The 12,930-nt window shown below is 59.5% G+C and carries 11 protein-coding genes; 6 read left to right on the forward strand and 5 right to left on the reverse strand.

The features are described 5' to 3' along the window. From AAID99_RS11945 to AAID99_RS11955, 3 genes are all read left to right on the forward strand, one after another. Positions 1 to 465: a RidA family protein gene (locus tag AAID99_RS11945; RefSeq protein ID WP_188427173.1), complete on the forward strand. Its 465-nt coding sequence runs from the start codon at positions 1 to 3 to the stop codon at positions 463 to 465. A gap of 87 nt (positions 466 to 552) precedes the next feature. After that, positions 553 to 1,707 carry a GNAT family N-acetyltransferase gene (locus AAID99_RS11950; protein ID WP_498494300.1) on the forward strand — a complete coding sequence of 385 codons (1,155 nt, stop codon included), beginning with the start codon at positions 553 to 555 and terminating at the stop codon, positions 1,705 to 1,707. Between the two features lie 164 nt (positions 1,708 to 1,871). Further along, a complete protein-coding gene (locus tag AAID99_RS11955) occupies positions 1,872 to 2,063 on the forward strand; it encodes a hypothetical protein (protein ID WP_188427174.1) in 192 nt (63 codons plus the stop codon). Between the two features lie 36 nt (positions 2,064 to 2,099). Here the strand turns inward: AAID99_RS11955 and AAID99_RS11960 are convergent, their stop codons facing one another. Beyond that, complete coding sequence (locus tag AAID99_RS11960) at positions 2,100 to 4,034, reverse strand: M1 family metallopeptidase (protein ID WP_498494301.1); 1,935 nt, start codon at positions 4,032 to 4,034, stop codon at positions 2,100 to 2,102. Between the two features lie 349 nt (positions 4,035 to 4,383). Further along, positions 4,384 to 5,607: a glycosyltransferase family 32 protein gene (locus tag AAID99_RS11965; RefSeq protein WP_498493983.1), complete on the reverse strand. Its 1,224-nt coding sequence runs from the start codon at positions 5,605 to 5,607 to the stop codon at positions 4,384 to 4,386. Between the two features lie 448 nt (positions 5,608 to 6,055). On the opposite strand from AAID99_RS11965, the gene AAID99_RS11970 reads away from it, so the two are divergent. The 3 genes from AAID99_RS11970 to AAID99_RS11980 all read left to right on the forward strand — a co-directional run bounded on the left by AAID99_RS11970 (position 6,056) and on the right by AAID99_RS11980 (position 10,256). Then, positions 6,056 to 6,421, forward strand: coding sequence for a hypothetical protein (locus AAID99_RS11970; protein ID WP_188427176.1), 366 nt, complete (start codon positions 6,056 to 6,058; stop codon positions 6,419 to 6,421). Positions 6,422 to 6,501: 80 nt separating this feature from the next. After that, entirely contained in the window at positions 6,502 to 8,877 is a 2,376-nt protein-coding gene (locus tag AAID99_RS11975; protein ID WP_498493984.1) for a TonB-dependent receptor family protein, read from the forward strand. Positions 8,878 to 8,888: 11 nt separating this feature from the next. After that, entirely contained in the window at positions 8,889 to 10,256 is a 1,368-nt protein-coding gene (locus AAID99_RS11980; protein WP_498493985.1) for a PepSY-associated TM helix domain-containing protein, read from the forward strand. Here AAID99_RS11980 and AAID99_RS11985 read toward each other — a convergent pair. From AAID99_RS11985 to AAID99_RS11995, 3 genes are all read right to left on the reverse strand, one after another. Next, the gene (locus AAID99_RS11985) at positions 10,242 to 10,928 is read right to left on the reverse strand and encodes an SCO family protein (RefSeq protein WP_498493986.1); all 687 of its coding nucleotides are present in this window, start codon (positions 10,926 to 10,928) and stop codon (positions 10,242 to 10,244) included. The two genes, AAID99_RS11980 and AAID99_RS11985, sit on opposite strands and share 15 nt — an antisense overlap. A gap of 138 nt (positions 10,929 to 11,066) precedes the next feature. After that, complete coding sequence (gene ahcY, locus AAID99_RS11990) at positions 11,067 to 12,356, reverse strand: adenosylhomocysteinase (RefSeq protein ID WP_062165552.1); 1,290 nt, start codon at positions 12,354 to 12,356, stop codon at positions 11,067 to 11,069. A gap of 144 nt (positions 12,357 to 12,500) precedes the next feature. After that, on the reverse strand, positions 12,501 to 12,872 hold the full coding sequence (locus tag AAID99_RS11995) for a hypothetical protein (RefSeq protein WP_498493987.1): 372 nt from the start codon (positions 12,870 to 12,872) through the stop codon (positions 12,501 to 12,503). Between the last annotated feature and the right edge of the window lie 58 nt (positions 12,873 to 12,930).

Raw genomic sequence — 12,930 nt, forward strand, 5'->3', positions numbered from 1 at the left:
ATGTCTGAAACACCGTCCATGCGCCTCGCGGCGCTCGGCCTTCATCTGCCAAAGGCAGCGGCGCCGGTTGCAACCTATGTGCCTGTAGCACGCACGGGTTCGCTGCTTGTCGTGTCAGGACAATTGCCCCTGTCGGGTGGCACGCTCAAGGCGACAGGAAAGCTGGGAGAGGATGTGTCTCCCGAACTGGGGCGTGAATGCGCCGAACTCTGTCTGTTGAACGTTCTGGCGCAGGTCCAGGCCGAGTTGGGCGATCTGTCAAAGGTCAAGCGCATCGTGCGTCTGGGCGGCTTCATTGCATGCACGCCTGACTTTACACAGCATGCCACCGTCATGAATGGTGCGTCAGATCTGGCGGTCGCTGTGTTCGGTGATGCCGGTCGTCATGCCCGCTCGACGATCGGTGTGCCTTCCCTGCCGCTCGATGCTCCTGTCGAGGTCGAAGCACTGATCGAGATCGCCTGATCTCACAGCGCAAGACCTTGTCGTTTTTCAACCGCAACTGTCCGGCTTGCGGTTGATTCGATCTCAGTGACAGCCCACATGCCCTGCATGACGGACTGGTCCCTGACGCTGCATGCTTCCATTACCGAAATCGGTGCCACAGCGTGGGATCGCTGTGCCGGGGACGATAATCCCTTTCTCAGCCATGCCTTCTTTCTGACTCTCGAGGAAAGCGGTTCCGTCGGGGCCAGAACGGGCTGGCTGCCGCGTTATGCGGCCCTGCATGACGGCACCGCTCTGGTGGCTGTGGCTCCTCTCTTCCTCAAGGGGCATTCCTACGGGGAATATGTATTCGACCAGAGTTGGGCGCGTGCCTATGAGCAGGCCGGGGGGCAATACTACCCCAAGTTGCAGATTGCCGTCCCTTTCTCTCCTGTCAGTGGAAAACGGCTTCTGATCGACCCTGCCCAGCTGGCGCAGGATACGATCGCGGGTGTTTTCGGCGATGCGCTGCGCCAGGCCTGTCAGGAGCTGGGGCTGTCTTCCGTTCATATGAGTTTTTGCACCGAGGCCGAGCAGGATGTGCTCGCCGGTCATGGCTGGATGAAACGCATTGGCCTGCAATATCACTGGTATAACCAGGGCTATGCCGATTTCGAGCAGTTTCTCGAGGTGCTTGCGTCGCGCAAGCGTAAGGTCATCAGGCGCGAGAGACGCGAGGCACAAGGCTGCGGCCTGACATTTCGCACACTGCGCGGACCCGAAATCACGGCGCGGGATTGGGACAGGTTCTTCACTTTCTATCAGGCCACGATCGACCGCAAATGGGGGCAGGCCTATCTCACGCGCCAGTTTTTCAGTGGCTTGGCAGAGCGGCTTGGCAAGCGTGTGGTACTGATTCAGGCCCTGCATGACGGGATACCTGTTGCGGCGGCGCTCAACCTCGCCGGGCGCGATACGCTCTATGGTCGTAACTGGGGCTGCGAAGGCGACTGGCCCTTTCTGCATTTCGAGTTGTGCTATTACCAGGCCATCGATTTTGCCATTGCCGAGGGGCTGGCCCGGGTCGAGGCTGGTGCGCAGGGCGAACACAAGATCCAGCGCGGTTATCTGCCGAGTCTGACCTATTCCAGCCACTTCATACGCGACCCGGCGCTCGCCCGGGCTGTCAGGCCGTTTCTCGAAGAAGAGCGAGAGGCGATTTTGCAGGAGAAAGAAGCACTTGCCTCTTTCTCGCCCTATCATCACAAAAATAGTTATTGAGAACGACTCTCACTTTCATATAGGCTGATCACATCGTCAGCACGCGGGGGCGCTCTCCGCGTCTTTCCAAATGGCCTTCAGGCCTTTGGGATCGTTGTTTTCATGCGCCTTGCCTGCCTGATGGAGTGATCGGGTCGGGGGTGCAGTCGTGAGGGTCAGACTGAATGATCAGATATCTTTCGACCGGTGCCGCCGATCTTGCCCGCCTGCTCGCGCAGAGCCATGCAGCACAGCCATCGCCCGTCTGGGCCGAGGCACAGCTTTTTTTCGGTTTCGATTCCGCCGAGCGCAACGAGGCCGCAGGCCTCGTTACCTCCGCAGGTTGGGGTGAACGCGTCGAGTCCATCGCCGGGTGAAGCGCTTCCTCCTGCCAATGGCAGGAGGAACAGGGATCATGGGTGGCTGGTGGCTGCCGGCGTGATCGTGAGCCCATTCCGGTCAGGTATGGGCAGACCCTGATCGGGGTCGAGCGCGATCGCCTTGACGGCACCATGATCAGGGAATGTGAGATTCAGCCTGTCATGCAGCATCCAGGTTTCAGTGGGGATAACCCGCTCGGTTCTGGAGCCATCCTGCCAGGTAATGCGCAGCGTTACGGGCAGCATCAGCTTGCCTTCGTTGCGTACGCCGATGCTGATCGTGCTTTCCTCTCCGGGTTTGGCATTGCTCTGGCTGAAGCCATCCAGACGATATTGCGGCCACCAGTTCTCAAAATACCAGCCACGCCAGAACCAGGTCAGATCCTCGCCCGCTTCGCTCGACATGAAGCGGAAGAAATCGGACGGGGTCGGATGCTTGAAGGCCCAAGCGCGGATATAGGCTCGGAAGGCCGCATCGAACCGGTCTGGACCGAGAATTTGCTCACGCAGCAGCATCAGCCCGTAGGCGCCTTTGAAATAGGTCACCTTGTGGCGATATTTCTCTGGCACCAGCTCGGCGGGCATCATCAGGGTGGGAGCATCCGACGCTGTCAGAACAGGAACGATATCTTTCGCCGGATCGCCGGTCTCGGGGGCGAATTCCGCGTCTTTCTTCGGGGCATATTCCCCATGATTGAAGTGCTGTGAGGCATAGGCGTCGATGAAGGTATTGAATCCTTCATCCATGAAGGCATGACGGCGCTCGTTGCTGCCGACGATCATCGGAAACCAGCCATGACCCAGTTCATGCGTGGTGATCCAGAACAGGACGTCATTCTTGTCCTGCCAGCCATCGAAAACGATGCCCGGATATTCCATGCCCGCGCCATGGCCGCCCAGATTGACGGCATTTGGCCACGGGTAGGGATACCATTGCGACGAGAAATACTCGATGGCGTGTTTGACGTATTCGGTCGAACGGTCCCAGGCCTGCGGGCCTGCACCCTCACGCGGATAGACCGACATGGCGAGGCGGGGCTGCGGCTTCAGGCCTTTGGCAACAGGCAGGGCGGGCAGATCGAGTTTGGCGGCGTCCCAGACGAAAGCGGGCGATGCGGCGAAAGCGACGTCGCGCGTATTCTCCATATGGAAGCGCCATGTCTTCTCACCTGACCGCGCCAGATGGGAATTGGGGTCGAGCACATCCTGCGGGGTACGGATCAGCACGGGTTTGTCGCTCTTTGCCGCATCGGCGAGACGCGCCCGTTCGGTGGTGGTCAGCACGTCCTGCGGATTGGTGAGTGCGCCCGAGCCGACCACGGTGAAGTTCCAGGGCACGGTCACGGCATAGTCGATGCTGCCGTATTCGAGATAGAATTCCTGCCCCAGATAGGGAAGCGTGTCCCAGCCACGCAGATCGTCATAGACGCAAAGACGCGGATACCACTGGGCGACTTCGAAAATTGCTCCGTCCTTGACCGGGGTAACGGCCGTGCGGCCGCCCCACTCACCGGGAATGGTATGATGCCAGGTGACATGCAGCTTCAGGGCATGCCCTGAGGCTGCGAGGGGCACGGGCAGGCTCACCTGCATGCGGGTATCGGAAATCCGGAACGGAACGGGTTTTTCCACGCCGTTCGTCTCGAGTGTCACACGCTCAATGGCATAGCCGTCCGAACTGGCCGGATGCCAGTCAGGAAAGGCCACCCAGGAGCGGGAATCCTTGCGATAGAGGTTCTGGTCAAGTTGCAGCCAGAGCACGTCGAGCGCATCGGGGCTGTTATTGGTATAGGTGATCGTCTCGGTGCCGGTCAGGACATGGCTGGCCGTATCGATGCGGGACTCGATGCGATAATCGGCGCGGTTCTGCCAGTAGGCCGAGCCGGGGCGGCCAGAACCGCTACGCCAGATATTGGGTGCGTCAGGCAGGACCAGCGTATCGAAAACCGGACGCATCGAGAGCGGCATGTTCTGGCTGGGGGCCGGTCGCGCCGCCAGGGCGGGCTCCAGACACAATGCCAGACCGAGAAACGGGAAAAACGAACGCATAGGCAGAAAGCCCTATTGATCAGGATGAAGAAACACTCCTGCCAATCGTTTCATTTTCGATCCCATCGCACAAGGTGCTTTTCCCCGAGGGTCGTCTTACGTGGGGATCCGGGTGTACCGTCGGGCCCGTGGGATCGGACATGCGTCGTCGGGTTGGTGTTCAGGGAGTAGAAACGTCACAGAGGATTCATGGCGCTCCATGCCAGGTCAGACAGGACGAGGCATGGGCAGAAGCCATTATGGTGCGTGTTACGCGTCCGGCGATGGCTCAGACGGCCTGCCAGTGCTTGATCTGATACTTGTAGGGAGTATCGAATTCTTCGATCAGGCGGCTGAACACGTGATGGTCATGCACGCTGGTCGGTGCCATGGGGGCGATGCCGGAAACATCGCGATGAATCAGGCGGTTTACGGCGCGATTGAACACGCCGGGTCCGGTCTTGTACGAGATAAACAATCCCGTATGCAGGTAGCTGTTGCGGTAGATGTTCAGCAAGCACTCACTGAGAAGCGGGCTCTGTGGAACCGATCCGTAGAAATCGTTATGGACAAACTTGTTCTGGGTCAGGAACAGGACATTCTCTTCCTTCTGGTCGAGCATGAACTGGATGGTCTGATCATCACGCAGGCGGATATCAGCATCAAGCCACCAGCCGCCAAGCGCCTGAATGACGTGAACGCGCAGGATATCGGCTGCCTCGGCTGGATGACGGGCCGAAAGGAAGAGCGAGCGCGCTTCGACGCCGTAGACGTCGTAGAGCCATTGTTCTGCCTCAGGCTTGTCGAAGATGCGGACATTGAGCCCGGAGATCTGACGATGGAAGTCGAAATTGGCGCGGATCTCTTCGGGAGGGTTCTGGTCCCAGTAGAGGAAAAGCTGATTGGGGATGACGCGGTGTTCGCTGCGTCCCTTTGTGAAAGGGAAGCCGGCTTGGAGAGCGAAGCCGAGATAAAGCTGGTCGATTTCCTCGCCTGTATGGAATTCCTCAAAGGTATTGGCCGTCAAGCGCATGGCGCCCGTCGGGTCTCCGCCACGCCAAGCCAAATGAACGCCTCTGATGAAATTGGCATAGAGTGGAGCGAGAGTTTGCAATTCAGCAATCTCATCGTCGGGCAACTCCAGACCCGCCTTCATCAGGCATAGCAGGCGGGCCTGCAGGAGCGACTGCGCCAGGGGGTATTCGCCAAGGTTTTTCGAGTGGAACTCGTAGGCAATACGATAAAAGCGCGAAGCTTCTTTCACACAGAAGTTGGTATGCAGGATATTCGCGAGGGTAAAGGCCTGCATGAGTGTCGAGCAGCCATTCTGCCGGTAGAAAGCGATGGCCTGCGCCTCATGGGCAAAATCGTCGTCGGTCAGCGCGTCAAGGCCAGCGAGCACACTCGGGAGCGAAGCTGCGGCTTCCTGCTGCGGTGCTTCTTCGGCTCTCAGTTCATCCCACGCATCGATATCGACCAGAGCAGGATCTGATCCCGGATTTTCGCTGTCCATTGCCCTTAATTTCCCGCTTCTGTGATAATCGCGTCAGTAACCTATCTCACATCTGTATCCACATGTCCATTCATTGATGGTCATCAGTAATGGAGTATATTATCATTTTATTTCTGATATCATAATATATATGTTTTCCACATGTCGGGAAATATTTTGAATGAGTTCAAATGTCCTGCCGTATTGACTGGATTGCGTGTCTGGCATTCTGGCGCGTCGTCACCTTGTTACGTACCATCAATATTACTTGAATCCGTTCAACCATATTTTTTCGCGATATAAGTCTACCTAAACCAATGCTTGTTCCGGCTTGACCTTGTCGGTGCATGTGTCGAACTCTGGGGTTGTCTGAACACGGTAGTGACGCGATTTCCTGACTCCCTATGGGCAAAGCCGTCTTCATCGCCTAGTGAATCAGGGCATGAGAGCAATGGGGCGAACGGGTGGCATGAGGGCGGCATTCCTGCTGCTGACTGCGCTCGCCCTGATGGTTCGTCTGGCCGGCACGCCTCCTCAGACCGGTGTTGCAACCGATGACCCGCTGGGCACTCTCGCAGCGCTCTCTGTTCTTTGCGAGACGCCCTCGCCTGATGATCCTGACCATAGACATCATGACACGACCCTGTCTGACGGGGCCATGCTGCTCTCCCTCGGTGCAGACATATCGGGGCCTGCCCTGGCCCTGATGGTGCCGCAACGCGGTATCGTGCTTTTTGTCCATTCTGTGGGGTTCTGGTGTTTCCCTCCCGTGCGTGGCCCTCCCGAGCCCGCGCGTGACAGCCGATCACCCCAGGGGCCACCCGTCTCAACCTGACACACGCCGCTTCATGACAACGGCTGCGCCTGAAGGCGCTCGTCCGGTCATGACCTTTTTCCCGGTCAGGTTATCTCATCATGTCCCTGTTTTTTCGGACCGTGCGCCGCTGTGGACGCACGCTTCCTGCTTTCCTCGGTCTGGGCAGTCTTCCTGCTCTTGCTGCACAAAACCCGTCTTTGCCGATGCTGCCTCACCATGGTGCCTCCATGCAGCGCCCTGTTCAGTCATCGCAGACGCCCCCGCCTCAAAAGCGCAATGCACACGAAAAGAAGCGCCTTGCAGCAAGCGAGATCATTCAGGTCACAGGGCAGGCCCGTGGCCCTGCGACCCTCTCGCCTACAGGGCAGACAAGCTATAGCGCCGAGCGCAAGGATTTTGCCGGTCACGTCGCGCAAAGCGTGGCCGACATGCTGGTGACTGTGCCCGGGGCGAGTTTCCTGCAGGGCAACGGCCCGCGAGACACCGTCGTTTCCATACGCGGGTCAGGGGCGCGTCAATCCTACGGGTTGCGTAACCTGCAGGTTTCGGAAGACGGATTCCCCGTCACGCAGCCTGACGGTACGGCGCGTGCCGATCTGATAGACCCTCACGCCTATGAAGGGGTCGATGTCTTTCAGGGCCCGGCCTCGACCCTCTATGGCAATTACGCCATCAACGGGGCGATCAACTTTCGCACACGCAGCGGCGCTTCGATCCACGGGCTCGAACTCGGATCCGATTTCGGCAGCTTTGGCATGTTCAATAACTACATGACGCTTGGTGCGGGCAATCGCGTCTATGATTTCATGCTGTTTGCGAGTGATGTGCGCAGCGATGGCTTCATCGCCAACAGCCAGTATGCGACCTCGACTGAAAACATGCGTCTGCGTGTGTCCCTGTCGTCGAAAGATCGTCTGGTACTGAAATTCATCAACAATGTGACCGATGCCTTTCTGCCGTTGCGTCTGTCTCTCAGCCAGTATCGCGTCAACCCCTATCAGCAGGGTTGTACCACGGCCGCTGGTGCCGCCGCCGGATGTGGTACAGTCTCACTCTATCGCAATGGCGCTTATGGCGTGCAGACGGCGGTAACGCCCCAACAGGCCAATCTGGGGCGGTTTGACCGGCGCAGTATCGTCGGGCTGCGCTGGGAGCATGATTTCACGCCGCGCATGTTCTGGCGTACGCAGTTCACCTATGACCAGCGTCATATCGAGCAACCAACTTCGACGACCTCCTTTATCGGGCCGTTCAACTCCTACAACGTCCAGACTGATCTGACCCGTCACGACAAGCTGGGCACGACACCGCTCACAAGCTTTGTCGGGGCGAATTTCGACTATATGGATTATGGCTATCAGGTTTACGCCTTGCTGCCACAGCCCGGTGCAACACGCGGCAGCCAGACATCGACTTCTTATGGCCATCAATGGAATATTGGCCTGCGTTTTGAGGAAGACTGGCAGTTCGCACCGAGATGGCATGTCGTGATCGGATTGGGGGGCACGCAATCCGATATCGGCGCCGTGCAGACCGTCTCCAGTCACGCTGCCACGGGTACGCGCACGCAATACATCACGGCCAACAGACGCTTTTTCAATCTCGCCCCCGAAGCCTCTGTCGTCTTTGCGCCTGACAAGGCCTGGACATGGCATGCCCGACTGGGCACTGCCTATGCCACGCCGGGTTATTCCAGCTTCTTTGTAACGCCGCAGGGCAATTACGGGAACAACACCCAGCTCAAGAGTCAGAGCAGCCTTGGCATCGATCTTGGAACAGAATGGCACCCCTCGCCGTCAGTCAATGTGCAGGCGACCGGGTTCTATGAGTTTTACAGGAACGAACTGGTCAGCCAGTCGGCCGGGGTGAACACCCAAGCGGGCAGCTACACCTTCAATGCCCCCGCGTCCCAGCATCGCGGTGTGGAACTCGCTGCCACATGGCAGGCCTTGCCCCGGTCCCTGCCGGGGGCGAAGCTGCGTCTGTCCTATACCTATGACAACCAGATCTACACGAATTACACCGAAATCCTGTCGAACAGCACGTTGTCGCGCAGCTTTTCGCGCAAGGGTAATCTCATACCCGGGGTCATGCCGCATTTTCTGAATGCGCGCGTGCTCTATGACCAGCCCTCAGGGATTTTCGAGGGGCTGGGTGGGTTTGCCGAAGTGACATGGCGCAGCGCCTTCTACATCGACAATGCCAATCTGCTCAAAATCCCCGGTTACGGTCTGCTCAATCTGGAGGTGCATTACGACCCACCGGCACGGCTGGGCTGGGTGCATCGTCTGCACAGCTATCTCGAAGTGCAGAATGTCGCCAACACTGTCTATGCCGCCGGTGCGACGACCATCAGCGATACGCTTCTGGCCAACGGGCAGCAGGCCGGGGCGGCCACACTCGCGACAAAGACTGGCTCGATCTATGCGGGTAGCCCACGCGCCTTTTTCGGCGGTGTACGGGTGCGGTTCTGAGGGAAGATATCATGGCTTTTTTTTCCAGTCGCAGTCATGTCCTGTGGCCAGACCGCACCACACTCTGGCGGTGGCATTTCTTTGCCGGGCTTTTCTGCCTGCCTTTCGTGATCATGCTCTGCGTGACCGGCTCGCTCTATCTGTTCAAGCCGCAGATCGAAACCTTTCTGGATCGCGATATCGATCATGCGGTTTCGGACGGGCTGCCACGAAGCGTCAGTGCCCAGCGCGATGCGGCTCTCGCCGCCGTGGAGGGGGGACATTTCCTGGCACTGGAAATGCCCTCTCGGAAAAAGCAGGCAACACGTGTTCTCGTGGCGCATGGTGCCGATGTCGCGCGCGTCTATATCGACCCGGTCACGCTCAGGGTGTTGGCCTGTCGCGATGAGCAGACACGGTTCGAGCGGCTGGTGTTCCGGCTCCACGGGCAATTGCTGATAGGCAACTGGGGCTCGGTGATCATGGAGATGGTGGCCTCATGGACCATTGTTCTCGTGGTGACGGGGCTGCTGCTCTGGTGGCCGCGTGGGGGTGGGGCGCAGGGCAGTTTCGTGCCGAGGCTTCGTCTGGCCGGGCGCCCGTTCTGGCGCGATCTCCACGCTGTCGGGGGGATGTGGGTCTCTCTGGTGCTGGTCTTGTTTCTGGTGTCGGGGCTGCCCTGGTCGTTTGTCTGGGGCTCCGCATTTTCGGCTGTCGAAAGCCGTATCGGCAGGCTTGTGGCGATACAGGATTGGGAGATCGGGGCGGTTCCCATCGCGGCAACGCTCTCGGGCCATGCGGCAATGCCGGGCATGTCTGATGCCGAAATGGCCAGCATGGATGGGGGCAGCGAAAACGGTTCAGACTCTGGTCGTCAGACTGAGAGGGCAAGCCATTCCGGTCTGGATGCGGTTTTCGAGACCGCGCAGCATCTCGCCTTTCCCGCACCGGTGCTTGTGACACCGCCCACATCAGCCGGGGGCGAGTGGCACATACGCTCTGACGCGCAAAATCGCCCCAGACGTATCGAGGCAAGCGTGACGGCTGGAGGCGCCGTTACGCATATAGCGCGTTTTGCCGACAAGACTTTTTCAGATCGCCTCATCGGTTATGGCGTGGCCTTTCATGAGGGGCATCTCTTCGGCGTGCTCAATCTCGCGCTCAACCTGCTCGTTGCGTTTGTTCTGACCCTGGCGAGTGTGGCTGCGCTCGTGATCTGGCTGAAGCGACGCCGCCCCGGTCATCTGGACGCCCCCAAAGCCTCACCACGCCCTGTCGCGGCAGGGGCTCTGGTCGTCATGGTCGTTCTGGGAGTTCTGCTGCCGGAGCTTGGGGCGTCACTGCTTCTGCTTGTGCTGGCGAATGCCCTGTTCGGGCGGCGTTTTTCAGCGCTTCGATAGATAGGGCATGAGATTACGCGCAACGAGGGCCGGGCTGGAATCTGCGGGCAGTATCGCCTGTAGATGGTTCTGGCCGTCCATCAGATAAAGCACTGAAGAATGGTCGATGCGGTAATCGCCCTTCTGCTCACCCGCCATCATGGCGTGATCCGGATCGGATCCGCTCATGGCGGGCATCGTAATATGGGAGGTGACGTGAAATTCCCGGGCCACGGCCTCTATTTGGGCAGGTGTACCGGTGAGGCCGACAATATCGAGTGAGAAATGCCTCGTATAGCGGGCGACATCTTCCGGCCGGTCGCGCTCCGGGTCGAGCGTGATGAAGAGCGGGACAGGGGGGCGTTTGTCTGGGGGCAGAAGCGTATAGGCCTGCGCAACGGTAGCCAGTGTCAGCGGGCAGACATCGAGGCAATGCGTATAGCCGAAATAGATCAGGGTCTGCTGCCCGGCAAAGCGCGCCTCGGTAGTTGGCCGGTTCTCGCTGTCGATCAGGGTGTAGGGGCCACCAATCGGCGCGCTCTGCCGATGCGCAAGAAGCGTCTGAAGCCCGATGGCGCCAGCAAACAGACCGGCCAGGACAAGCGCGGGCACGATCCAGAGACGGCGTGCAGAATGTCGGGATGCGGGCTGTCTGGAGCGGGAGGGTCTGGCGGCGGAGCGTTTTCGGGCCATGCGCGTCTCCCTTGTGGAAGGAGGCGGGGCTCTGCCCCGCTCCCCGGAAAGGAGCGAACCCCTTTCATCCCTGCAAGAGGGTTTCCAGAGGGCGATGACCCTCTGGCGGTTTGCAGGGTGGAACCCTGCGCACCTCTTTTAGTAGCGGTATTCTTCGTGCTTGAACGGACCGGCAACCGGCACACCGATGTAATCGGCCTGCTTGTCGCTCATCTTGCTCAGCTCGGCGCCGACCTTGGCGAGATGCAGCGCTGCCACCTTCTCGTCCAGCTTCTTCGGCAGGGTGTAGACCTTGACGTCATACTGGCCGGGCTTAGCCGTCCAGAGTTCGATCTGGGCCAGGGTCTGGTTGGTGAAGGAAGCCGACATGACGAAGGACGGATGACCCGTGGCGTTGCCAAGGTTCACGAGGCGGCCTTCAGACAGCAGGATGATGCGCTTGCCGTCGGGGAACTCGATCTCGTCCACCTGCGGCTTGACGTTGTCCCACTTGTAGTTGCGCAGCGCCTCGACCTGAATTTCGCTGTCGAAATGGCCGATATTGCACACGATGGCGCGGTGCTTCATCTCGCGCATATGCTCGACGGTGATGATGTCGACATTGCCCGTGCAGGTCACGAAGATGTCGCCACGCGGTGCGGCGGCTTCCATCGTCACGACCTCATAGCCTTCCATTGCGGCCTGCAGGGCGCAGATCGGATCGACTTCGGTCACGAGCACGCGGCAGCCTGCGTTGCGCAGCGAGGCGGCAGAGCCCTTGCCCACGTCGCCATAACCGGCAACCACGGCGACCTTGCCAGCCATCATGACGTCGGTGCCACGGCGGATGGCGTCCACCAGGCTCTCACGGCAGCCATAGAGATTGTCGAATTTCGACTTGGTGACGCTGTCATTCACGTTGATGGCCGGAACCTTCAGCGTGCCCTTCTTTGCCATTTCCCACAGGCGATGCACGCCCGTGGTCGTCTCTTCGGACAGGCCGCGCACGTCGTTCAGCATCTCGGGGTACTTGTCGTGCATCAGCACGGTCAGGTCGCCGCCGTCATCGAGGATCATGTTCGGCGTCCAGCCATCGGGACCCTTGATGGTCTGCTCGATGCACCACCAGAATTCTTCTTCGCTCAGGCCCTTCCAGGCGAAAACCGGCACGCCGGTCGCGGCGATGGCGGCAGCAGCCTGGTCCTGGGTCGAGAAGATGTTGCAGGACGACCAGCGCACGGTCGCGCCGAGAGCCGTCAGCGTCTCGATCAGCACGGCGGTCTGGATGGTCATGTGCAGGCAGCCAGCGATGCGCGCGCCCTTGAGCGGCTGGCTGGCGCCATATTCCTCACGGAGCGCCATCAGGCCGGGCATTTCGCCTTCGGCAATGGAAATCTCCTTGCGGCCCCATTCGGCCAGGGCGATGTCGCGCACCTTGTAATCGGTCATTCTGAAACCCTTGTTTCTCTGATGAGGGGCATTTGTATAATGCGAGTTCCGGCTTTGGGCCAGCGCACAAGAAAAAAGCGCCCGACCCCATGAGGGCGGGCGCCTGATTCAGGCCCGGTAAGGCGGGATGGACGCTATGGTTGCTTATTGCTGGGCCGATTTGTCGGACATCTTCATGCCCTTCATGCTGTGCTTGTGCTTGGAGGCCTGCTCGTGCTGCGGCGACGAGATGGGCATCTTGTCCGAGGTTTCGCCCGTGGGCACGACCGTCGCACCGGGTGCGCTCGCTGTTTTCGGATCGGGCTGCTCATTCGCCTGGTTCTTGAACGTCTTGTTCTGTTCGGTCGGGTTATGGATGCGGGTCGACTGGTTCTTGAGCGTTTCGGCCTTCTGGGCTGACGGGGCCTGATCGCTGTCGGTAGCCGTCGTCGCCTGGGCGAAGGCAGGGTCTGAAACGAGAGGAGGGGCCGCAAGCAGGGCGGATGCGGTCAGGACGGCTTTGAATGCGTGTTTCATGACAGGCTCCTGTCGGAAAACGGGGTAGGGATGTCGGGCCAGGTTCTTCGTTTTGCGG

The sequence above is a fragment of the Asaia sp. Ae19-3 genome, from assembly GCF_059801175.1.